The organism is Streptomyces sp. NPDC013317 (assembly GCF_055563155.1).
Map to the genome: position 1 here is coordinate 57399 of NZ_JBVHDX010000009.1, position 20992 is coordinate 78390.

General features: G+C 70.6%; 22 protein-coding genes. 12 read left to right on the forward strand and 10 right to left on the reverse strand.

The features are described 5' to 3' along the window. Positions 1-123: 123 nt before the first annotated feature. Both leuA and ACZ3IJ_RS23000 read left to right on the forward strand, forming a co-directional pair. Positions 124-1881 carry a 2-isopropylmalate synthase gene (gene leuA, locus ACZ3IJ_RS22995; RefSeq protein ID WP_467470972.1) on the forward strand — a complete coding sequence of 586 codons (1758 nt, stop codon included), beginning with the start codon at positions 124-126 and terminating at the stop codon, positions 1879-1881. 304 nt (positions 1882-2185) lie between these two features. Beyond that, positions 2186-2878 (forward strand): TerB family tellurite resistance protein, encoded by a 693-nt coding sequence (locus tag ACZ3IJ_RS23000; RefSeq protein WP_467470974.1) that lies wholly within the window; start codon positions 2186-2188, stop codon positions 2876-2878. Between the two features lie 58 nt (positions 2879-2936). Here the strand turns inward: ACZ3IJ_RS23000 and ACZ3IJ_RS23005 are convergent, their stop codons facing one another. Beyond that, the gene (locus tag ACZ3IJ_RS23005; protein WP_467470976.1) at positions 2937-4310 is read right to left on the reverse strand and encodes an FAD-dependent oxidoreductase; all 1374 of its coding nucleotides are present in this window, start codon (positions 4308-4310) and stop codon (positions 2937-2939) included. A gap of 194 nt (positions 4311-4504) precedes the next feature. After that, entirely contained in the window at positions 4505-4675 is a 171-nt protein-coding gene (locus tag ACZ3IJ_RS23010; protein WP_467470978.1) for a hypothetical protein, read from the reverse strand. 1 nt (position 4676) lies between these two features. On the opposite strand from ACZ3IJ_RS23010, the gene ACZ3IJ_RS23015 reads away from it, so the two are divergent. From ACZ3IJ_RS23015 to ACZ3IJ_RS23035, 5 genes are all read left to right on the forward strand, one after another. Next, positions 4677-5342 carry a DUF4097 family beta strand repeat-containing protein gene (locus ACZ3IJ_RS23015; protein WP_467471387.1) on the forward strand — a complete coding sequence of 222 codons (666 nt, stop codon included), beginning with the start codon at positions 4677-4679 and terminating at the stop codon, positions 5340-5342. Positions 5343-5762: 420 nt separating this feature from the next. Beyond that, positions 5763-5978: a hypothetical protein gene (locus ACZ3IJ_RS23020; RefSeq protein ID WP_361848371.1), complete on the forward strand. Its 216-nt coding sequence runs from the start codon at positions 5763-5765 to the stop codon at positions 5976-5978. A gap of 111 nt (positions 5979-6089) precedes the next feature. Beyond that, entirely contained in the window at positions 6090-6839 is a 750-nt protein-coding gene (gene recO, locus ACZ3IJ_RS23025; RefSeq protein WP_391797409.1) for a DNA repair protein RecO, read from the forward strand. A gap of 19 nt (positions 6840-6858) precedes the next feature. After that, positions 6859-7683: an isoprenyl transferase gene (locus ACZ3IJ_RS23030; protein WP_361594176.1), complete on the forward strand. Its 825-nt coding sequence runs from the start codon at positions 6859-6861 to the stop codon at positions 7681-7683. Positions 7684-7705: 22 nt separating this feature from the next. Beyond that, the gene (locus ACZ3IJ_RS23035; protein WP_467470982.1) at positions 7706-8233 is read left to right on the forward strand and encodes a YcxB family protein; all 528 of its coding nucleotides are present in this window, start codon (positions 7706-7708) and stop codon (positions 8231-8233) included. A gap of 124 nt (positions 8234-8357) precedes the next feature. Here ACZ3IJ_RS23035 and ACZ3IJ_RS23040 read toward each other — a convergent pair whose 3' ends face one another. Genes ACZ3IJ_RS23040 through ACZ3IJ_RS23055 form a run of 4 tightly spaced genes read right to left on the reverse strand, consistent with a single transcriptional unit; the run spans position 8358 to position 11505 of the window. Next, on the reverse strand, positions 8358-8768 hold the full coding sequence (locus tag ACZ3IJ_RS23040) for a Fur family transcriptional regulator (RefSeq protein WP_352187933.1): 411 nt from the start codon (positions 8766-8768) through the stop codon (positions 8358-8360). A 46-nt stretch (positions 8769-8814) separates the two neighbouring features. Then, positions 8815-9714: a metal ABC transporter permease gene (locus ACZ3IJ_RS23045; protein ID WP_467470984.1), complete on the reverse strand. Its 900-nt coding sequence runs from the start codon at positions 9712-9714 to the stop codon at positions 8815-8817. A 16-nt stretch (positions 9715-9730) separates the two neighbouring features. Next, positions 9731-10501, reverse strand: a complete 771-nt coding sequence (locus tag ACZ3IJ_RS23050; RefSeq protein ID WP_467470986.1) for a metal ABC transporter ATP-binding protein — start codon at positions 10499-10501, stop codon at positions 9731-9733. A gap of 23 nt (positions 10502-10524) precedes the next feature. Continuing rightward, positions 10525-11505 (reverse strand): metal ABC transporter substrate-binding protein, encoded by a 981-nt coding sequence (locus tag ACZ3IJ_RS23055; RefSeq protein ID WP_467470988.1) that lies wholly within the window; start codon positions 11503-11505, stop codon positions 10525-10527. Positions 11506-11666: 161 nt separating this feature from the next. Here ACZ3IJ_RS23055 and ACZ3IJ_RS23060 point away from each other — a divergent pair, with 161 nt between their 5' ends. Together ACZ3IJ_RS23060 and ACZ3IJ_RS23065 are read left to right on the forward strand one after the other, a co-directional pair. Then, entirely contained in the window at positions 11667-11861 is a 195-nt protein-coding gene (locus ACZ3IJ_RS23060; RefSeq protein ID WP_467470990.1) for a hypothetical protein, read from the forward strand. A 66-nt stretch (positions 11862-11927) separates the two neighbouring features. Further along, positions 11928-13310 (forward strand): glycine--tRNA ligase, encoded by a 1383-nt coding sequence (locus ACZ3IJ_RS23065; protein WP_361679966.1) that lies wholly within the window; start codon positions 11928-11930, stop codon positions 13308-13310. Between the two features lie 89 nt (positions 13311-13399). Here ACZ3IJ_RS23065 and ACZ3IJ_RS23070 read toward each other — a convergent pair whose 3' ends face one another. Together ACZ3IJ_RS23070 and ACZ3IJ_RS23075 are read right to left on the reverse strand one after the other, a co-directional pair. Beyond that, positions 13400-13984 carry a TetR/AcrR family transcriptional regulator gene (locus tag ACZ3IJ_RS23070; RefSeq protein WP_467470992.1) on the reverse strand — a complete coding sequence of 195 codons (585 nt, stop codon included), beginning with the start codon at positions 13982-13984 and terminating at the stop codon, positions 13400-13402. Positions 13985-14016: 32 nt separating this feature from the next. Further along, entirely contained in the window at positions 14017-15051 is a 1035-nt protein-coding gene (locus tag ACZ3IJ_RS23075; RefSeq protein WP_467470994.1) for an aldo/keto reductase, read from the reverse strand. A 256-nt stretch (positions 15052-15307) separates the two neighbouring features. On the opposite strand from ACZ3IJ_RS23075, the gene ACZ3IJ_RS23080 reads away from it, so the two are divergent. Beyond that, complete coding sequence (locus tag ACZ3IJ_RS23080; protein ID WP_467470996.1) at positions 15308-15529, forward strand: DUF6243 family protein; 222 nt, start codon at positions 15308-15310, stop codon at positions 15527-15529. A gap of 106 nt (positions 15530-15635) precedes the next feature. Here ACZ3IJ_RS23080 and ACZ3IJ_RS23085 read toward each other — a convergent pair whose 3' ends face one another. Further along, the gene (locus tag ACZ3IJ_RS23085; protein WP_467470998.1) at positions 15636-17081 is read right to left on the reverse strand and encodes an MFS transporter; all 1446 of its coding nucleotides are present in this window, start codon (positions 17079-17081) and stop codon (positions 15636-15638) included. 101 nt (positions 17082-17182) lie between these two features. Here ACZ3IJ_RS23085 and ACZ3IJ_RS23090 point away from each other — a divergent pair, with 101 nt between their 5' ends. Beyond that, the gene (locus ACZ3IJ_RS23090; RefSeq protein WP_467471000.1) at positions 17183-18145 is read left to right on the forward strand and encodes a helix-turn-helix transcriptional regulator; all 963 of its coding nucleotides are present in this window, start codon (positions 17183-17185) and stop codon (positions 18143-18145) included. On the opposite strand, the gene ACZ3IJ_RS23095 is transcribed toward ACZ3IJ_RS23090, so the two are convergent. Next, positions 18109-19557, reverse strand: a complete 1449-nt coding sequence (locus ACZ3IJ_RS23095; protein WP_467471002.1) for an MFS transporter — start codon at positions 19555-19557, stop codon at positions 18109-18111. The two genes, ACZ3IJ_RS23090 and ACZ3IJ_RS23095, sit on opposite strands and share 37 nt — an antisense overlap. Positions 19558-19609: 52 nt before the next feature. On the opposite strand from ACZ3IJ_RS23095, the gene dusB reads away from it, so the two are divergent. Next, complete coding sequence (gene dusB / locus ACZ3IJ_RS23100) at positions 19610-20746, forward strand: tRNA dihydrouridine synthase DusB (RefSeq protein ID WP_467471004.1); 1137 nt, start codon at positions 19610-19612, stop codon at positions 20744-20746. Positions 20747-20992: the final 246 nt, after the last annotated feature.

Genomic DNA, 20992 nt, shown 5'->3' on the forward strand with positions numbered 1-20992 from the left:
GCTGCTTCTCCTTAGCTGCCGCGGCGAGGGCCTGTAGTCGTAGGCCGACCCCCTCCCCGCGGGACCTGGTGTTGCGTTCGACAGTCGGCCGTCCCCCCGGAAGGACCCGAGGAGCCCTACGCAATGTCTCAGCCCGTTGGCCGTCCGACGCCCATCACCAACGCCACCCGGACGCAGAAGCCGTCCGGCATGCCGATCCACAAGTACGGGCGGTACGAAGCCGTCCACATCCCCGATCGCACCTGGCCCGAGCAGCGCATCACCAAGGCTCCCCGCTGGCTGTCGACCGACCTGCGCGACGGCAACCAGGCGCTGATCGACCCCATGAGCCCCGCCCGCAAGCGCGAGATGTTCGACCTGCTGGTGCGCATGGGCTACAAGGAGATCGAGGTCGGCTTCCCGTCCTCCGGCGAGACCGACTTCAACTTCGTACGCTCCATCATCGAAGAGGGCGCGATCCCGGACGACGTCACCATCTCCGTCCTGACCCAGGCCCGCGAGGACCTGATCGAGCGGACCGTGGAGTCTCTGGTGGGCGCCAAGCGCGCCACCGTCCACCTGTACAACGCCACCGCGCCCACCTTCCGCCGGGTCGTCTTCCGCGGCTCGAAGGAGGACATCAAGCAGATCGCCGTCGACGGCACGCGGCTGGTCATGGAGTACGCCGACAAGCTGCTGGGCGACGACACGGTCTTCGGCTACCAGTACAGCCCGGAGATCTTCACCGACACCGAGCTGGACTTCGCCCTGGAGGTCTGCGAGGCGGTCTGTGACGTCTGGCAGCCCGAGGAGGGCCGCGAGATCATCCTGAACCTGCCCGCCACCGTGGAGCGTTCGACGCCCTCCACCCACGCGGACCGGTTCGAGTGGATGTCCCGGAACCTGAGCCGCCGGGAGTACGTCTGCCTGTCCGTCCACCCGCACAACGACCGCGGTACGGCCGTGGCGGCGGCCGAGCTGGCCATCATGGCCGGCGCCGACCGCATCGAGGGCTGCCTGTTCGGGCAGGGCGAGCGCACCGGCAACGTGGACCTGGTCACCCTGGGCATGAACCTGTTCAGCCAGGGCGTCGACCCGGAGATCGACTTCTCGCAGATCGACGAGATCCGCCGCACCAGCGAGTACTGCAACCAGATGGAGGTCCACCCGCGCCACCCCTACGCGGGCGACCTGGTCTACACCGCCTTCTCCGGCTCCCACCAGGACGCCATCAAGAAGGGCTTCGACGCCATGGAGGCCGACGCGGCCGCCCAGGGCAAGACCGTGGACGACATCGAGTGGGCGGTCCCGTACCTGCCCATCGACCCGAAGGACGTCGGCCGCTCCTACGAGGCCGTCATCCGGGTCAACTCGCAGTCCGGCAAGGGCGGTATCGCGTACGTCCTGAAGAACGACCACAAGCTGGACCTGCCGCGCCGGATGCAGATCGAGTTCTCGAAGATCATCCAGCAGATGACGGACTCCGAGGGCGGCGAGGTCACGCCGGCCGCCATCTGGTCGGTCTTCCAGGACGAGTACCTGCCCAACCCGGACAACGCCTGGGGCCGTATCCAGCTGCGCTCCGGCCAGACCACCTCGGACACGGACGGCACGGACACGCTGACCGTCGAGGCGGTCGTCGACGGCACCGACACCGTCCTGACCGGCTCCGGCAACGGTCCGATCTCCGCCTTCTTCGCCGCGCTGCAGTCGATCGGCGTGGACGCGCGGCTGCTGGACTACCAGGAGCACACGATGAGCGAGGGCGCCTCCGCGCAGGCCGCCTCGTACATCGAGTGCGCCATCGACGGCAAGGTCCTGTGGGGCATCGGCATCGACGCCAACACCACCCGCGCCTCGCTGAAGGCCGTCATCTCGGCGGTCAACCGCTCGGCGCGCTGATCCGGCCCCGGGACGGGGTGCCTCCCGAGCCGGGGCGCGTCTCCCCGAGCGGGGGAGCGCCTCTGCGGGCCGGGCGGTCCGTCACCCTTTCCGGTTGACACGGTGAAGTGCCCGAAAGGGGCCCGTCCATACGGACGGGCCCCTTTCGGGCTGGAGCGGCGGCTCCGAGCCCCTCTCGCGGCGGTGTCGTGTCTCGGCCAAGTCGATGGCGATCTGTCGACGAGGTGCTGACGCCGCATCATGGATGTGGTTAACATCACTCCCCACGTCGGCAAAGTCGCCGGTTCGTCAAGGGAGGTGCGGCGTGCGGTCTGCCCGAGAGTCACGCGGACGAAAAGTGATCCTCTGCGGCGTTCGTACCTCCTGGAACACCGTCGGGGACGGCGAGTTCTTCTGCGAGGAATGCGGCGGCGACCGTAACTACCGCAGGCGGACGGGACGCCGCCGGTTCGCCGTCCTGGGCGTCCCGCTGCTGCCCCGCGGCCTCGCCGGGCCGGTCGTCGAATGCACCGCGTGCCACACCCACTTCGGCACCGAGGCGCTCGACCATCCGACGACGAGCCGCTTCGCCGCGATGCTGCGGGACGGCGTGCACACGGTCGCCCTCGCCGTCCTCGCCGCGGGCGGAACCTCGTCCCGTACGGCCGTGGACACCGCGGTCACGGCGGTCCGCGCGGCAGGCTTCGACGAGTGCACCGGAGTCCAGCTCACCGACCTCGTCGAGGCGCTCGCCGCCGACACCGGCCGGTTCCTGCCCGACGCGGGCGGCGGCGGCGCGGCCCTGGCCATCGAACTGCACGAGGCCCTGGAGCCGCTCGCCCCGCATCTGGCCGCCCCCGGGCGCGAGTCGATCCTGCTCCAGGGGGCCCGGATCGCGCTCGCGGACGGGGCGTACAGCCCGGCGGAGCGGGATGTGCTCCACACCGTCGGGAACGCGCTCGCGCTCTGCTCCGACGACACGGCCCGGCTCCTCGCCACGGCGAGGACGCTGCTCTAGCCGTTCCCTCCCGCGGGGGAGGGAACCGACGTCATGGAGGGCCGCGGAAGGACCGGCGTCAGCCGAGTTCGACGCCGCTCGCGCGGAGCATGTCCTCGCGCTCGACGATCTTCACGCGCTCGCGGCCCTGCGGCTCGCCCAGCGCCTTCTCGGCGGCGTCGAGGGCGTACCAGCCCTCCCACGTCGTGTACGTGATGCCCTTGGCCTCAAGGAAGGCGACGACCGCGTCGGTCTCGGGGGTCGCGGGGGTGAGGAGGCGGCCGTTGGCGAAGTCGTCGAGCAGGTTCGCGACCGTCTCGTTGGCGTCGCCCTTGGTGTGGCCGATGAGGCCGACCGGGCCGCGGCGGATCCAGCCGGTGACGTACGTCGACGCCAGGTGGGCCCCGCCCTCCTCGATCACGCGGCCGCCCTCGTCCGGAACGGTGCCGGAGGCGGTGTCCCAGGGCAGCTTGGGCAGTTCGTCGGAGAGGTAGCCGACGGCGCGGTAGACGGACTGGACGTCCCAGTCCGTGGTCCGGCCGGTCCCCTTGACGTTGCCCGTGCCGTCCAGCTCGGTGCGCTCGGTCCGGAGGCCGACGACCTTGCCGTCCTCGCCGAGGATCTCGACCGGCGACTCGAAGAAGTGGAGGAACAGCTTGTGCGGGCGGTCGCCGATGTCGCGGATCGCCCAGTTCTCCAGGGTCTTGGCGACCATGTCGGTCTGCTTGTTCTTGCGCCGCTCGGCGATGGAGCCCTCGTCGTAGTCGATGTCCTCGGGGTTGACGATGACCTCGATGGTGGGGGAGTGGTCCAGCTCGCGCAGCTCCATCGGGCTGAACTTCGCCTGCGCCGGGCCGCGGCGGCCGAAGACGTGGATCTCCACGGCCTTGTTGGCCTTCAGGCCGTCGTAGACGTTCGGCGGGATCTCGGTCGGCAGCAGCTCGTCCGCGGTCTTGGCGAGGATGCGGGCGATGTCGAGGGCCACGTTGCCCACGCCGAGGACGGCGACCTTCTCGGCCTCCAGCTCCCAGGTGCGCGGGACGTCCGGGTGACCGTCGTACCAGGAGGCGAAGTCGGCGGCGCCGAAGGAGCCGTCCAGCTCCACGCCGGGGATCTTCAGCTCGCGGTCGGCCATGGCGCCGGTCGAGAAGACGACGGCGTCGTAGAAGGCGCGCAGGTCGTCCAGGTGGACGTCGGTGCCGTAGTCGACGTTGCCGAAGAGGCGGACCTGCGGCTTGTCGAGGACCTGGTGCAGGGCCGTGATGATGCCCTTGATGCGCGGGTGGTCCGGCGCCACGCCGTACCGGATGAGGCCGAAGGGGGCCGGCATCCGCTCGAAGATGTCGATCGACACGCCCGGCTCGGCGGCGGCCTCGGACTTCAGCAGCGCATCGGCGGCGTAGATTCCGGCGGGGCCGGCGCCGACGATCGCGACCCGGAGAGGGCGGGGCATGTCAGGTTCCCTTCGCAAAACGACGTGACGACGATGGCTGTCGTCACTTAGGTCACCCTAAATAACGCCTGAAGCGCGCCGGTACCCGCCCCCGGCCTATGAGCCCATAAGGCGAACTTATGACCCCTCAAAGAAGGGGCTGGAGAGCGCCGTGAAGGCCTGTGGCACGGCGCCCATTGAGCGTTCACTGTCATTCATTGCAACGCGACATCGGTGTGACGTTGCGTTAAATCGCTGAACACTGCAACGAAAATGCCACTTTGACCTGCCGTGATGGCGATTCCGTGCAACAAGCGTGTTGCTGACTCTGTGAATGCAACGTAGCTTTCCTTTATCGGAAACAGCGACGAGTCATAGGAGAGCATGATGCAGAAGTTCGACACCACCGCCCCGATCGCCGCCGTCGTGAACATCCCCGCCGGACGCCTTCGGCTCATCGCCGCCGACCGCGCCGACGCCACCGTCGAGGTACGCCCGGCCGACCCCTCCAAAAGCCGCGACGTGAAGGCGGCGGCGCGGATCGAGGTCTCCTGCGGGGACGGCGTCCTGCGGATCGAGGCCCCGGCCGCGGAGAGCCGGATCCTGGGCGACGCCGGATCCGTCGAGGTGACCGTCCAGCTCCCCGCCGGCTCCGGCGTCGAGGGCAGGGCCGACGCCTGCGAACTCCAGGGCGTCGGGCGGCTCGGCGACATCGCCTTCGAAGGCGCGTACCACCGGATCAGGATCGACGAGGCCGCGAGCCTCCGCCTCGCGGCGGTCGACGGCGACGTCGAGATCGGCCGGCTGGGCGGCTCCGCGGAGATCAGCACCGCGCGGGGCGACATCAAGATCGCCGAGGCCGTGCGTGGCACGGTCGTGCTCCGTACCCAGTCGGGCGACATCTCGGTCGTCGCGGCCGCCGGTGTCTCGGCCGCCCTGGACGCCGGTACCGACTACGGCCGCGTCGACAACGCCCTCAAGAACGACGGCGCCGTCGCACTCGACATCCGTGCCACCACCTCCCGCGGCGACATCACCGCCCGCAGCCTCTGACGCGCGGCGGTGGCCGACACCGGATGAGCGGTGCACCCCGGCCCCCCCGGCACCCCGCCGGTGGCCGGGGGCCGGCGCGTTTGCGATCCGTCCGTTCGAAAAGGGTGACGGTTTGCAGCTCGCCGTCGATTCAGCGCGTCCCGACCGGGTACGGGTTCCGCATTCTCCGTACGCGTCTCGCTTTGGCCATGGCCTGACTCCCCGGCTTCACCGGGCACTTCCAGGACCTGCGCATCTGCCGATTCTACGGATTGCGCACCACCTCGGGTGCGGTAAGCGCGAAATGGATTCGGAAAGGGATGCGTGGGTGAAGGAACAGGTCACGCGGTCGACATCGGGGCCGTCGAAGAAGCGAGCGAGACGGTGGCGGATTTGCGCGAGGAACCCCGCCGCACTGCCGGGGGAAGGAAGGGGCCGGTCATGAAACTGCCCATCGGGTCGTACGTCGTCGAGATCCGCACCGGTCGTGTGGGCACGGTCATGGGGCACGAGGGCCCGTACGTCCAGCTGCGGCCGCTCGGCGGCGGGCGCGAGTGGGACGCGGAGCCGGAGGGCGTCCGCGAGGCCACCTCCGCCGAGCGCCTGCGCGCCGCCACCGCGCACGCGAACGCCCGCAGCCGGGGCGAGGTGCCGTGACTCCGCGAGCCGGCCCGCCGCCCGCGCCCGCCTGGCGCGGGGCGGTGGCGCCGGTGACGGAAGGGCGGGAGCGGCCACGGGGCACTTCTCCCGTACGGGAGAATGGGCCGCATGAGTCTGTTCCGCGACGACGGCATCGTGCTGCGCACCCAGAAGCTGGGTGAAGCGGACCGCATCATCACGCTCCTCACGCGCGGTCACGGACGGGTGCGCGCCGTGGCGCGCGGAGTGCGGCGGACGAAGTCGAAGTTCGGCGCCAGGCTGGAACCCTTCTCCCACGTCGACGTGCAGTTCTTCGCCCGCGGGAGTGATCTCGTGGGGCGCGGGCTCCCGCTCTGCACCCAGAGCGAGACCATCGCCGCGTACGGCGGCGGGATCGTCACCGACTACGCCCGCTACACCGCGGGGACGGCGATGCTGGAGACGGCCGAGCGGTTCACGGACAACGAGGGCGAACCGGCCGTGCAGCAGTACCTGCTGCTCGTCGGCGGGCTGCGCACCCTCGCCCGGGGCGAACACGCGCCCCATCTGATCCTCGACGCCTTCCTCCTCCGCTCCCTCGCCGTCAACGGCTACGCGCCGAGCTTCGAGGACTGCGCGAAGTGCGGGCTGCCCGGGCCCAACCGGTTCTTCTCGGTCGCGGCGGGCGGCGTCATATGCGGCGACTGCCGGGTGCCCGGCAGCGTCGTACCCTCTCCGGAGGCCATCGGCCTGCTCAGCGCGCTGCTCACCGGCGACTGGGCGACTGCGGACGCGTGCGAGCCGCGTCACGTCAGGGAGGGGAGCGGGCTGGTGTCCGCCTATCTGCACTGGCACCTGGAGCGCGGCCTGCGTTCCCTGCGGTATGTAGAGAAGAGCTAGGAGATCCATCGCCATGGCCATCGCACGACGCGGAATCCTCGGACGGCAGCGACGGGAGTACAAGGTCCCCGAGCCGCACCCCTCCGGTGCCCGTCCGCCGAAGCTCCCCGCCGAGCTGGTGCCCAACCACGTGGCCTGTGTGATGGACGGCAACGGCCGCTGGGCCAAGGAGCGCGGCCTGCCGCGCACCGAGGGCCACAAGGTCGGCGAGGGCGTGGTCCTCGACGTGCTCAAGGGCTGCCTGGAGATGGGCGTCAAGAACCTCTCCCTCTACGCCTTCTCCACGGAGAACTGGAAGCGCTCCCCCGAGGAGGTCCGCTTCCTCATGAACTTCAACCGGGACGTCATCCGGCGCCGCCGTGACGAGATGGACGAGCTCGGTATCCGTATCCGCTGGGTCGGCCGGATGCCGAAGATGTGGAAGTCGGTCGTCCAGGAGCTCCAGGTCGCCCAGGAGCAGACCGTCGGCAACGACGCGATGACCCTCTACTTCTGCGTGAACTACGGCGGTCGCGCCGAGGTCGCCGACGCCGCGAAGAAGATCGCGGAGGATGTGGCGGCGGGCAGGCTGGACCCGGCGAAGGTCAACGAGAAGACCTTCCAGAAGTACCTGTACTACCCGGACATGCCGGACGTCGACCTGTTCCTGCGCCCCAGCGGTGAGCAGCGCACCTCGAACTACCTGATCTGGCAGAGCAGCTACGCGGAGATGATCTTCCAGGACGTCCTGTGGCCGGACTTCGACCGCCGTGACCTCTGGCGCGCCTGCGTGGAGTACGCCTCCCGCGACCGCCGGTTCGGTGGCGTGGACGCGGCGGACATGGCCGTCCTGGACAAGGGCTGAGCAGGACGAGGGGGGAGTGACTGTGCGGGGGCCGAGCAAGGTCGAGCTGGTCTACGTGCCGACGAAGGCCGAGGTCACGGAGGTGGTCAGGGTCAGGCTGCGCCACTCGCCCATGGGGCGCCTGCTGCGGTGGCTGCTGCCCACCGGAGGAGTCCTGGCCGCTCTGGTCGTGGTGTGGGAGCTGGCGGGGCCGGGGGACCCGGAGCTGTCGAAGGTGTTCCTCTTCGGCGGTCTCGGCGCCCTGGTCCTCACGCTGGGACCCCTGATACCGCTGGTGACGGGACGTCAGATGTACGGGCTCGTCGAGCCGCAGGGGGAGTTCCGGGCCGTCGTGGACGACGACGGGGTGACCTGGACGACGCGCGTCAGCGAGACCACGAGCCGGTGGGCGATGCTGCCCCTGTACGTCGAGACGCCCACGCTCTTCGTCCTGCTCTCGGCCGACCGGGCGGGTGTCGGCGTCGCCGCGCTGCCCAAGCAGGGCGTGTCCGCCCCCGAGGATCTCGACCGGTTGCGGGCCATCCTGGAGCGCCATGTGAAGCGGGTCTGACACCCGCCCGAGGCCCGGTTGCGTACGGCACCGCTTCCGGCCGGACGGAAAGGGCCCGCACCGGAGTGATCCGGTGCGGGCCCTTCCGTACGGTCCGAGGGCCTGCGTGTTCCTGCCCCGGGGCCTACTTGGCCGCGCACTCCGCGCAGGTACCGAAGATTTCGACCGTGTGCGCCACGTTCACGAACCCGTGCTCGGAGGCGATCGTCTCCGCCCACTGCTCCACCGCCGGGCCCTCCACCTCGACCGCCTTGCCGCAGACGCGGCAGACGAGATGGTGGTGGTGGTCACCGGTCGAGCAGCGGCGGTAGACCGTCTCGCCCTCGCTGGTGCGCAGCGCGTCGACCTCGCCGGCGTCCGCGAGGGTCTGCAGCGTCCGGTACACCGTCGTGAGGCCCACGGAGTCGCCACGGTGCTTGAGCATGTCGTGCAGTTCCTGAGCGCTGCGGAACTCGTCCACCTCGTCGAGCGCCGCCGCCACCGCGGCCCGCTGCTTGGTCGAGCGGCCGCGTACGGGGGGTCCTGCCGTCGCCACGGGGGCCTCCTAGTGATGTCGTCGCCCCCGCCATTCTGCCAGGCTGCTAGAGCGTGGCGTCCTCCGTCGGCCGCCGCGTTCCGGGAACGGCCATGTCGCACTCCGCCGAGGACGAGGCCGCGGCCTCGGCGGCCCGCGCGCGTCGCCTGGCCAGGGGCGCCGAGAGCGCCGTCAGGACGATGAAGACGCCGATCGCGAGCAGCACGATGAGCGAGCCCGGGGGCAGGTCCTGGTAGTACGTGGTCACGGTGCCCGTCAGCGTGACACCGGTGCCGATCACGATGGCGAGGACGAAGGTCGCGCGGAACGAACGGGACAGCTGCTGCGCCGCCGCCACCGGGACCACCATCAGCGCGCTGACGAGCAGCAGGCCGACGACCCGCATCGCGACCGTGACGGTCACCGCCGCCGTGATCGCGACGAGCAGGTTCAGGGCGCGCACCGGCAGGCCGGTGACGCGGGCGAACTCCTCGTCCTGGCTGACGGCGAAGAGCTGGCGGCGCAGACCGACGGTGACCAGGACGACGAAGGCGGCGAGGACGGCGATCGCGGTGACGTCCTCGGACGACACCGTGGACAAGGAGCCGAACAGGTACGAGAGCAGATTGGCGTTGGAGCCGCCGCCGACCTGGATCAGCATGACGCCGCCCGCCATGCCGCCGTAGAAGAGCAGGGCGAGCGCGAGGTCGCCGCGGGTGCGCCCGTACGTCCGGATCAGCTCCATCAGCACGGCGCCGACGACGGCGACCAGGGTGGCCATCCACACCGGGCTGCTGTTCAGGAGGAAGCCGAGACCGACGCCGGTCATGGCGACATGGCCGATGCCGTCGCCCATCAGCGCCTGGCGGCGCTGCACGAGGAAGATGCCGACGGCGGGCGCGGTGATGCCGACGAGGACGGCCGCGAGAAGCGCTCGCTGCATGAAGGCGGGTTCGAGGAATTCCATGATCAGGTCAGCTTCCTCAGGTCAGCAGACCCGTACGGAGCGGCTCGCCGGCCGCGTGCGGATGGACGTGGTCGTGGCCGGGCAGGGCATGCTGGCCGACGGCCTGCGGCGGCGGGCCGTCGTGGACGACACAGCCGTCGCGGAGGACCACGGCCCGGTCGATCAGCGGCTCCAGGGGGCCCAGTTCGTGCAGCACGAGCAGCACGCTGGTGCCGTCCGCGACCTGTTCGCGCAACGTGGCGGCGAGGATCTCCTGGCTGGCGAGGTCGACGCCGGCCATCGGCTCGTCCATGATCAGCAGCTCGGGCTGCGAGGCGAGCGCGCGGGCGATCAGGACGCGCTGGTGCTGGCCGCCGGAGAGGGCGCTCACCGAGTCCTTGGCCCGGTCGGCGAGGCCGACGAGGTCGATGGCCCGGTCGACGGCGGCGCGGTCGGCCTTGGTCAGCCGGCCGAAGGTGCGGCGGGAGAGCCGGCCGGAGGAGACGACCTCGCGGATCGTGGCGGGGACACCGGAGGCGGCGGTGGTGCGCTGAGGGACGTAACCGACGCGGGCCCAGGCGCGGAACCGCTTCTGCTCGGTGCCGAAGAGGGAGATCGTGCCGCCGGTCAGCGGCACCTGGCCGATGATCGCGCGGACGGCGGTGGACTTTCCGGAGCCGTTGGCGCCGAGCAGCGCGACGACCTCGCCGGGGTGCACGGCGAGGTCGACGCCGCGCAGGACCGGGCGCGCGCCGAGGGTCGCCGTGGCTCCGCGGACGGATATGACGGGCGTGACGGGCGCGCTCACGGGTGCCTCCTGCTGTGCGTGGGTCACTTCGCGCCGAGGGCCTTCTTCAGCGCGGCGAGGTTGGCCTGCATGACCTCGACGTAGTCATCGCCCTGGGACCTGTCCGTGATTCCCTCCAGCGGGTCCAGGACGGCGGTGGTGAGGCCGGTGTCCTCGGCCAGGGTCTTCGCGGTCTTGTCGCTGGCGAGCGTCTCGAAGAAGACGGTGGAGACCTTCTCCTTCTCCGCGATGGTCTGGAGCTCCTGCATCCGGGCGGGGCTCGGCTCGGACTCGGGGTCGATGCCGGTGATGCCCTCCTGGTCCAGGCCGTAGCGCTCGGCGAGGTAGCCGAACGCCGAGTGGGTGGTGATGAAGGTCCTGGTGGTCGTGTTCTTCAGGCCGGTCTCGAACGCCGTGTCCAGGTCGCCGAGCTTCTTCACCAGGGCGTCGGTGTTCTTCCGGTAGTCGGCGGCGTGGTCCGGGTCGGCCTTCGCCAGGGAGGCGCCGACGCCCTTGGCGACCTCGGCGTACTTCACCGGGTCGAGCCAGATGTGCGGGTCGGCGCCGGCCTCGGACTCGTGGCCGTGGTCGTGGCCCTCCTCCTCGTGGCCGTGCTCCTCGGCGCCGTGGTCGTGGCCACCGGTGCCGTGCGCTTCGAGCTTCGTGAGGCCGGCCGCGTCGACGGTGTGCTCCACGCCCGCCTGCTTGATCGCCTCGTCGACGGCGGGCTGGACGCCCTTGAGGTAGAGGATGCAGTCGGCATCGCCGAGCTCGCCGATCTGCCTCGGCTTGAGCTCGAGGTCGTGCGGCTCGACGCCCGGCGCGGTCAGCGTCTCGACGGAGACGTGCGCGCCGCCTATCTGCTCGGCCAGGTACTGCATGGGATAGAACGACGCCACCACGCTGAGCCTGCCGTTCGCCTTGTCGGCGGCGCCGGACGTCCCCGAGCAGGCGGAGAGGGTGACGAGACCGAGCGCGACGGCTCCGGCGACGGCGGTGGTGGGTATCAGACGGCGTACGTTCATGACACTCATTTTCAACAAAACTGGAAACGGTTGTCAATTGCCTTACCTGTGTCCCGTCCCACTACGAGCGGCCATGCGGCGCACGGAGATCAACGGCATCCCTCTGTACTGGGACGACATCCCCGGGCGGTTCCGGCGAGCCCGAGAAGTTCGCCGGGTTCGTGAACCTGCTCTGCCGCGCCCTCGCCGACCCTCCGGTGGACGAGCTCGCCGCCGTGCGCACACTGCGCCCCCGGCGCACGGTCATCGGTATACAGGCAGACTGGTACAAGTCGGGAGGCGATCTGATCGCCGCCGTCGACGCCCGTGTTCCGGCCTCCCTGTGCTTCCCGATGAGCGAGGCCGAACCGATTTGATACGGGGGGTGCGGGCGCCGGTAACCTGAGGCATTCGCACTTCGTCGTCGTAATGAAGAGAGCACCGTGGCCGCCGACAAGATCGACACCATCGTCAGCCTGAGCAAGCGCCGTGGCTTCGTCTACCCGTGCAGCGAGATCTACGGCGGCCAGCGTGCCGCCTGGGACTACGGACCGCTGGGTGTCGAACTCAAGGAGAACATCAAGCGCCAGTGGTGGCGTTACATGGTCACCGCGCGCGAGGACGTCGTCGGCATCGACTCGTCGGTGATCCTGGCCACCGAGGTCTGGGAGGCCTCCGGTCACGTCGCCACCTTCACCGACCCGCTGACCGAGTGCACCTCCTGTCACAAGCGCTACCGCGCCGACCACCTGGAGGAGGCGTACGAGGAGAAGCACGGCCGCCTCCCCGAGAACGGCCTCACCGACCTGAACTGCCCCAACTGCGGCAACAAGGGCACCTTCACCGAGCCCAAGCAGTTCTCGGGTCTGCTCTCCACGCACCTCGGCCCGACGCAGGACTCCGGCTCCGTCGCCTACCTCCGTCCCGAGACCGCGCAGGGCATCTTCACCAACTTCGGCCAGGTCCAGCAGACCTCGCGCAAGAAGCCCCCGTTCGGCATCGCGCAGATGGGCAAGTCCTTCCGGAACGAGATCACTCCGGGCAACTTCATCTTCCGCACCCGCGAGTTCGAGCAGATGGAGATGGAGTTCTTCGTCAAGCCGGGCGAGGACGAGCAGTGGCACGAGTACTGGATGGAGCAGCGCTGGAACTGGTACACGGGCCTGGGTCTCCGTGAGGAGAACATGCGCTGGTTCGAGCACCCGAAGGAGAAGCTCTCCCACTACTCGAAGCGCACCGCCGACATCGAGTACCGCTTCCAGTTCGGCGGCAGCGAGTGGGGCGAGCTCGAGGGTGTCGCCAACCGCACCGACTACGACCTGAAGGCGCACTCCAAGGCGTCCGGGAACGACCTGTTCTACTTCGACCAGGAGACCCAGGAGCGCTGGACCCCGTACGTCATCGAGCCCGCCGCGGGCGTCGGCCGCACCATGCTGGCCTTCCTGCTCGACGCGTACAACGAGGACGAGGCCCCGAACGCCAAGGGCGTCATGGAGAAGCGCACCGTGATGCGCCTCGACCCGCGCATCGCGCCGGTCAAGGTCGCCGTCCTGCCGCTCTCCCGCAACCCGCAGCTGTCGCCGAAGGCCAAGGGCCTCGCCGCCGACCTGCGGCAGAACTGGAACATCGAGTTCGACGACGCCGGCGCCATCGGCCGCCGCTACCGCCGCCAGGACGAGATCGGTACGCCGTTCTGCGTCACCGTCGACTTCGACACCCTGGACGACAACGCGGTGACCGTGCGCGAGCGCGACACCATGAAGCAGGAGCGCGTCTCCCTCGACCAGATCCAGGGCTACCTGGGCAGCCGCCTGCTCGGCTGCTGACCAGCCTGATCGCCTACGCCGAAGCCCCCGGTTCCACTGGAACCGGGGGCTTCGGCGTATCGAGCGGAACGCCTGCCGGAGGACACGCCCTAGGGGCGCAGACCGCGCAGCAGGAGGTCCACCACCGCGTCGAACTCCGCCTGGATCGTGGGGCGTTGCCACTCCGGAGCGTAGGCCGGGTCGTGGAACCGGGCCGTGGCCGCGAAGAGGGCGCGCGCCGTGCTGTCCGTGTCCGCGGCGGTGAACTCGGCGCCCCGGACGCCCTCCTCGACGATCTCGCGCACCTGAGCCACCAGGACGCCGAGGTGGTCCTCGACCACTCCGCTGTTCTCGTCGAGCAGGACCTCGTAGGTGGCGAACAGCTCCGGGTCGTCGCCCGCCTTGTGGCGCTTGGCGTCGAAGAGTTCGGCGAACCAGGCGCGGAGCTTCTCCGGGGCGGGCCGGCCCGCGGAACCGGTCAGGTCGGCCAGCGCGGCTTCCGTACGGGAGAGCCAGCGCGCCGTCACCGCCTCCCGCAGCGCCGCCTTCGTGCGGAAGTGGCGGTAGACGCTGCCGTGGCTGACGCCGAGGAGCCGGGCCACGTCCACCACCGTCGCCTTCGCCGGGCCGTACCGCCGCAGGACCTCCTCGGTGGCTTCGAGGATGCGCTCTGCGGTCAGGGTCTCGGTGGGCATGGGATGACAGTACCTGTCAGCCGAAGCGCAGGTCAGTGCTCACTGTCCAGGTGGGCCATCTGGGCGGCCGGGTAGCGCTCGCCGGCCGCCGCGCCCGCGGGAACGGCCCGCTCGATCGCGTCCAGGTCGGCGGCGTCCAGGGTGACGTCCAGCGAGCCGAGGGCCTCCGTGAGCCGGTCCCGGCGACGGGCGCCGACCAGCGGGACGATGTCGGCGCCGTGCGAGGCGCCCTGTGCCAGGACCCAGGCGATGGCGGTCTGCGCGACCGTCACACCCTTGGCCTCGGCGATGGCCCGCAGCTGCTCCACCAGGTCCAGGTTCCGGTGGAGGTTGGCGCCCTGGAAGCGGGGAGACATTCCGCGGAAGTCGCCCGGGGCCAGTTCGCGGTCACGGGTGAAGTGGCCGCTGATCAGGCCGCGCGACAGCACGCCGTACGCCGTGATGCCGATGCCCAGCTCGCGCGCGGTCGGCAGGATCTTCTCCTCGATGCCCCGGGAGATCAGGGAGTACTCGATCTGGAGGTCGGCGATCGGGGCGACGGCCGCGGCGCGGCGCAGGGTGTCCGCGCCGACCTCGGAGAGCCCGATGTGGCGGACGTGTCCGGCCTCGACCAGCTCGGCGATCGCGCCGAGGGTCTCCTCGATCGGCACGTCGGGGTCGACGCGGGCGATCCGGTAGATGTCGATGTGGTCGGTGCCCAGGCGCTGCAGGGAGTACGCCGCGAAGTTCTTCACCGCGGCGGGGCGGCCGTCATAGCCGGTGAAGCCGCCCTCGACCGTGCGCAGGGCGCCGAACTTCACGCTGGTCAGGGCCTTCTCACGGGCGGCCGCGGGGGCCGTGCGCAGGGCCTCGTTGATCAGCAGCTCGTTGTGGCCCATTCCGTAGAAGTCGCCGGTGTCGAGGAGCGTGATCCCGGCGTCGAGCGCGGCGTGGATCGTCGCGATCGATTCGGCGCGGTCGCTCTCGCCGTACAGCGCGGACATGCCCATGCAGCCGAGGCCGAGGGCGGAGACCTCGGGGCCGGTGGCGCCGAGGCGGCTGGTCGGGAGGGTGTGGGCGGAGGTCATGGGGGTCTCCTCGGGAGGGGCGCGGAACGTCGGGGGAGCGATGCATGACAACTATGGCATGACGACTGACAGATTTCAATGTTTGTCATTCACGTGGGCGGTGCGACGGAAAACCGGGTGTCTGGCATGTGCGGGACGGGTAGCGTCTACGCCATGTATTCGTTCTTCCAGATCTACGAGTGAGAGCGCGGCGGGCCTCGGCGGCCCGCCCCCGCCGGACGATCCCCTCACCACTTCTCACCAATGGGAGAACCCCATGGCCAAGGGCCGTAACAACCTCCTCGGCGTCGGCGGACAGCGCAAGAAGCTGTCCCGAGGCGACCAGCAGGGCGCCGTTCAGAACAGCAGCGCCGACCGCAGGGCCGCCGTCGACCAGAAGCAGGACCTGCTGAGGAAGATGCGCGAGCGCGCGCTGGGTGCCGAAGGCGCCGAGACCGCCACCGCGGACGCCGCGGACACCGCGGGCGGCCAGGAGTAGCCGCAGCCGCTACGACGACGTGGGCCCGGGTCACGGAAGGTGACCCGGGCCCACGTGCGTGTCGCCCGGTGCGCAGCTCGCCCGTGCGTGCCCGCCGAGGCGCGGGCTAGCTCACGGCGCGCGGCAGGCGCAGGCTCATCAGGGCGGTCAGGAGCACGGCCGCCACCTGGATCAGGAGCGTCACCGTCAGCGCCGTCCCCATCGAGCCGGACGCCGACAGCGACAGGAACAGGGAGCCGAGCGTGGCCACGCCGAGGGCCAGGGCGGACTGCTGGGTGGTGACCATGACGCCGCTGCCCACGCCCGCCCGGTCCGCCGGCACCTCGGAGAGGACGACCCGGAACAGGACCGGGAGCTGGAGACCCTGGCCCAGTCCCGCCACGGCCATGCCCGGCAGGAGGCTCCAGGCCGAGAGGGAGGGCCAGGAGCCCCAGGCCGCGAGGGCGAGCAGACCGATGCCGAAGGCCTGGACGAGGGCGCCCGCCGTGACGACCCGGGTGCCCCAGCGCCGTACCAGCCGAGGGCCCGCGAGGGAGGCGCCGAAGAAGGCCACCGCCATCGGGACCAGCGCGAGGCCCGAGACCACCGCGCTCATCCGCAGGCCCTGCTGGAGCGCCACCGCGATCACGAACATGAAGCCGCCGAAGCCGATCGAGAACGGCAGCACCAGGGCGAGTCCCCGGCGCAGCGAGACCAGACCGAGCAGGCTCGGCGGTACCAGCGGCGTACGGCCCCGCCGGTCGGCCCGCAGCTCCACCCACCAGAACGCCCCGGCGGCGAACGGGAAGATCCCGAGCGCGACCCAGGTCCACAGCGGCCGGCCCGCCGCCCTCCCCTCCGTGAGGGGGGCGAGGAGCGTGAGCAGCGCCAGGCCGAGGAGGAGGGTGCCGGGGACGTCGACCGGTGCCGGGTGCTCCGAGCGGGTCTCCGGGACGGTCCGCACGGCGAGCAGCAGTCCGGCCACCGCCACCGGCACGTTGACCAGGAAGATCGCCCGCCAGCCACTGCCCGCGAGGTCGGCCGCGACGAGCACCCCGCCCAGGATCTGACCGGCCACCATCGCGAGCCCGGCGGTGGCGCCGTACAGGCTCAGCGCCCTCGCGTGCCGCGCCCCCGTCGTCGAGGAGTGAATGGTCGCGAGGACCTGCGGGAGCATCAGTGCGGCCGAGGCACCCTGTGCCACACGCGCCCCGACGAGCGTCCAGGCGTCCGGGGCCAGGCCGCAGGCGAGCGAGGTCACGCCGAAGGCGGCCATGCCGGCGAGGAAGAGCCGGCGGCGGCCGAAGAGGTCGCCGAGCCGCCCGCCGAGGACGAGCAGTACGGCGTAGCTGAGTCCGTAGCCGGCCACGACCAGTTCCAGCATCGCCGGACCGGCCGCCAGATCGTGGTCGATGGTGGGGAGGGCGACGTTGACGATGAAGAAGTCGATCAGCGGCAGCGCGGCGCCGAGGAGCACGGTGAAGAGTCCGAGCGGGCCGAGGACGGGGGCCGCGCGGCCGACGGCGGAGCCGGTCCCGCGGGCGGGGGCGGTGGTGGAGGCTGGAGTAGGCACGCTGTCGACGATCCGCCCAGACTCAGCCTGGTACCAGAGTGTCTTTATCCTGGTACTAGCACTACCTGGCAACGGGCTGAGAGCCCCGGCACCCTGGGAGCATGACGACCATGGCCGTGGGGACCACGCGCACACGAGGCACCGAGGCCGGGACCACGCGAGCCCCGGCAGCCGGGGTCACGCCTGCCCCGGAGGCCGGGGCGCGGACCGATGTCCGGCGGCACGAACTCGCCGCCTTCCTGCGCAGCCGCCGCGAGCGGATCACCCCCGAGCAGGTGGGCCTGCCCCGCGGTCGGCGCCGGCGCACCCCCGGACTGCGCCGCGAGGAGGTCGCGCACCTCTCCGCCGTCGGCGTCACCTGGTACACGTGGCTGGAGCAGGCCCGGGACATCCACGTCTCGCCTCAGGTCCTCGACGCCCTCGCCCGGGCCCTTCAGCTCGACGCGACCGAGCGCACCCACCTCTTCGCCCTCGGCGGCGAGGCCGACCCGAACCCGGAGGCGCCCTGCCCGACCGTCACGCCCGCCCTTCGCGCGATGCTGGACCAGCTGGAGCCGCTGCCCGCCTGCATCCAGAACAGCCGGTACGACATCCTGGCCTACAACCGCACGTACGGCAGGCTGCTCTGCGACCTCGACGAGCTGCCGCGCGAGGACCGGAACTGCATCTGGCTGGCCTTCACCAACGACGAGTGGCGGTCCGCCGTCGCCGAGCTGCCGGACGTCACGCGCGCGATGGCGGGCAAGTTCAGGGCCTCCATGGCCGAGCACCTCGCCGAGCCCGCCTGGAAGGCGCTGCTGCAGCGGCTGGAGGCCGCCTCGCCGGAGTTCCGGGAGATCTGGGCGCGCCACGAGGTGGTGGCCCAGGGCGGCCGCACCAAGATCATCCGTAACGCCCGTGTCGGGACCCTGCACCTGGAGCACACCAACGTGTGGCTCGGCCCGACCTCCGGACCGCGCCTGGTGACGTACGTACCGGTCGACCAGGAGTCCCGCGCGGGGCTCGACCGGCTTCTGGCGCTCGCGGTTCAGGAGGCGGAGGACGTCGCGCCCGCAGGCGCCTGAGCCTCCTCCGCCTCCAGTCGCCGCGCCGTCCGCTCCGCCGTCCCCATCGCCCACTTCCCGCTGGTCAGAGCGCCGACCACGAGGACACAGAGACCGCAGCCGGTCATGATCCAGTAACCGCCCCTGCTCGCCGCCACGAAGTCGTCCGTACGCGAGAGCGTGCCGACCCCGGCGGCCAGGACGGCTCCCACGACGGCGACGCCGAGCGTCTGGCCGATCTGCCGGCTGGTGGAGGCGACGGCCGACGCCACCCCCGCCTGGGAGAGGGGCATGCCCGAGACGGCGGTGTTGGTGATCGGAGCGTTCACCATGCCGAAGCCGATCCCGAAGAGCACGTACCCGGCGAAGAGCATCGGATCGTGCGTCTCGGCCTCGAAGGCGGCGAAGGGCAGGCAGCCCGCCGCCATCGCCGTCCCCGCGAGCAGCAGGGGCAGCCGCGGTCCGCGCGCCCCGACGAGCCGCCCGGAGAGCGGGGCGAAGACCAGGGTCATGGACGCCATCGGCAGCATGTACATGCCTGCCTCCAGGGCGGAGAGCCCGCGCACGTTCTGGAGGTAGAGCGTGTTCAGGAAGAGGAATCCGCCGAGGGCGGCGAAGGCGCAGACGGCGATGATCGTGGCGCCGCTGAACGGAGCACTCCGGAAGAACCGCAGGTCGATCAGGGGCTCCCGGCGCCGGGGCTCGTAGAACAGCAGCCCGGCGAGCGAGGCCAGCGCGACGCCGGCGAAGGGGAGGCTGCTCTCGATGATCGCGTACGTGAGCGAGCCGAGGAAGGCGGCGACCAGCACCTGGCCGACCGGGTCGGGGCGGCGGGGCCTGGGCGCCTTGGACTCGGGGACGTAGCGCAGGGTCAGCAGCAGCGCGGCGAGGCCGACCGGCAGGTTGATCCAGAACACGGCGCGCCAGCCCACCGAGTCGACGAGCAGCCCTCCGACCACCGGACCCGCCGCCATGGAGACGCCGACCACCCCGCCCCACAGCCCGATGGCCCGGGCGCGCGCCGCTGGCTCGGTGAAGGTGTTGGTGATGATCGACATGGCGACCGGGTTGAGCATCGAGCCGCCGACCGCCTGGATCATCCGGAACACCACCAGGGTCTCCAGGCTGGGGGCGAGCGAGCAGAGGAGCGAGCCGAGGGTGAAGAAGACGAGACCGGTCAGGAAGACCTTGCGGCGGCCGATCCGGTCCGCGGTCGAGCCGGCGAACATCAGCAGCGAGGCCAGGACCAGCGTGTAGGCGTCGATGGTCCACTGCAGGCCCGCCACGGAAGCGTGCAGGTCACGCTGCATGGCGGGGAGCGCGACGTTCAGCACGGTGTTGTCCAGGCTGACGATCAGCAGGCTCATGCAGCAGATCGCCAGGATGACCCGTTTCCGGTCCCGGCCGGGCGGCGCGGATGTGAGCTCGGGCATGTGCGGATCGTACGGCTGCCTAAGGAGTGCCGCAGTGCGCGACAATGGCTGAATGACCGCGTTCTCCCCCCTCTCCATCGGGCCGCACCTCGTGCAGCCGCCGGTGGTGCTCGCCCCGATGGCCGGCATCACCAACGCCCCTTTCCGCACCCTCTGCCGTGAGTACAGCGGCGGCAAGGGCCTGTTCGTGAGCGAGATGATCACGACGCGGGCGCTGGTGGAGCGCAACGAGAAGACCATGCAGCTCATCCGCTTCGACGCGAGCGAGCAGCCTCGGTCGATCCAGCTCTACGGCGTCGACCCCGTGACGGTCGGCAAGGCCGTACGGATGATCGCGGACGAGGACCTGGCCGACCACATCGACCTGAACTTCGGCTGCCCGGTCCCCAAGGTGACCCGTAAGGGCGGCGGCTCGGCCCTGCCGTACAAGCGGCCGCTGCTGCGCGCGATCCTGAACGAGGCCGTCTCCAACGCGGGTGACCTGCCGGTCACGATGAAGATGCGCAAGGGCATCGACGACGACCACATCACCTTCCTGGACGCGGGCCGGATCGCGGTCGAGGAGGGCGTGACGGCGATCGCCCTGCACGGGCGGACGGCGGCGCAGCACTACGGCGGTACGGCGGACTGGGACGCCATCGCGCGGCTCAAGGAGCACGTGCCGGAGATCCCGGTGCTCGGCAACGGCGACATCTGGTCCGCGGACGACGCGCTGCGGATGATGCGCGAGACCGGCTGCGACGGCGTGGTCGTGGGGCGCGGCTGCCTGGGGCGGCCGTGGCTCTTCGCGGACCTGGTGGCGGGCTTCGAGGGCACCGGGGGCTACGCCCAGCCGGGGCTGCGCGAGGTCGCGGACGCGATGGTGCGGCACGCGCGGCTGCTCGGCGAGTGGCTCGGGGACGAGTCGCGCGGTGTCATCGACTTCCGCAAGCACGTGGCCTGGTACCTGAAGGGCTTCTCGGTCGGTTCCGAGATGCGTAAGAAGCTGGCGATCACCTCGTCCCTGGACGAGCTGAGCGCTCAGTTGAGCGAGCTGGATCTGGACCAGCCGTGGCCGACGGGCGCGGACGGCCCGCGCGGCCGCACGTCGGGCAACAACCGCGTGGTGCTGCCCGACGGCTGGTTGAAGGACCCTTACGACTGCGCGGGTGTCAGCGAGGAGGCCGAACTGGACACGTCCGGGGGGTGACCCCTGGTCGTCCGGATCGTGGAAAATCGGGCCGAAGTTCGGCGTGATCCTCGCCACCCTTGATAGGGGTGCTGCTCAGATGAGCAGATTACGAGGCGTTGCACTTATGGAGGGGTGGCACTGGGTGCCACCCCTCTTGCGTTCAAGAGTTGAACGCAGATGCTCAAGAAGTCGCTCATGTGAGCGGGTAACCTCGGGTTTGAGTCAAGGGGGCTTCGGAGCCTGAAAGCGGAAGCTACTCGTCAG

Coding starts and splice junctions, on each gene's coding strand:
- ACZ3IJ_RS23075 (WP_467470994.1), bottom strand. CDS start 15,051: ATGACCTCCGCCCACACCCTCCCGACCAGCCGCCTCGGCGCCACCGGC.
- ACZ3IJ_RS23045 (WP_467470984.1), bottom strand. CDS start 9,714: ATGGAATTCCTCGAACCCGCCTTCATGCAGCGAGCGCTTCTCGCGGCC.
- recO (WP_391797409.1), top strand. CDS start 6,090: ATGAGTCTGTTCCGCGACGACGGCATCGTGCTGCGCACCCAGAAGCTG.
- ACZ3IJ_RS23055 (WP_467470988.1), bottom strand. CDS start 11,505: ATGAACGTACGCCGTCTGATACCCACCACCGCCGTCGCCGGAGCCGTC.
- leuA (WP_467470972.1), top strand. CDS start 124: ATGTCTCAGCCCGTTGGCCGTCCGACGCCCATCACCAACGCCACCCGG.
- ACZ3IJ_RS23090 (WP_467471000.1), top strand. CDS start 17,183: ATGACGACCATGGCCGTGGGGACCACGCGCACACGAGGCACCGAGGCC.
- ACZ3IJ_RS23095 (WP_467471002.1), bottom strand. CDS start 19,557: ATGCCCGAGCTCACATCCGCGCCGCCCGGCCGGGACCGGAAACGGGTC.
- ACZ3IJ_RS23070 (WP_467470992.1), bottom strand. CDS start 13,984: ATGCCCACCGAGACCCTGACCGCAGAGCGCATCCTCGAAGCCACCGAG.
- ACZ3IJ_RS23010 (WP_467470978.1), bottom strand. CDS start 4,675: ATGCTCTCCTATGACTCGTCGCTGTTTCCGATAAAGGAAAGCTACGTT.
- ACZ3IJ_RS23005 (WP_467470976.1), bottom strand. CDS start 4,310: ATGCCCCGCCCTCTCCGGGTCGCGATCGTCGGCGCCGGCCCCGCCGGA.
- ACZ3IJ_RS23015 (WP_467471387.1), top strand. CDS start 4,677: ATGCAGAAGTTCGACACCACCGCCCCGATCGCCGCCGTCGTGAACATC.
- ACZ3IJ_RS23080 (WP_467470996.1), top strand. CDS start 15,308: ATGGCCAAGGGCCGTAACAACCTCCTCGGCGTCGGCGGACAGCGCAAG.
- dusB (WP_467471004.1), top strand. CDS start 19,610: ATGACCGCGTTCTCCCCCCTCTCCATCGGGCCGCACCTCGTGCAGCCG.
- ACZ3IJ_RS23020 (WP_361848371.1), top strand. CDS start 5,763: ATGAAACTGCCCATCGGGTCGTACGTCGTCGAGATCCGCACCGGTCGT.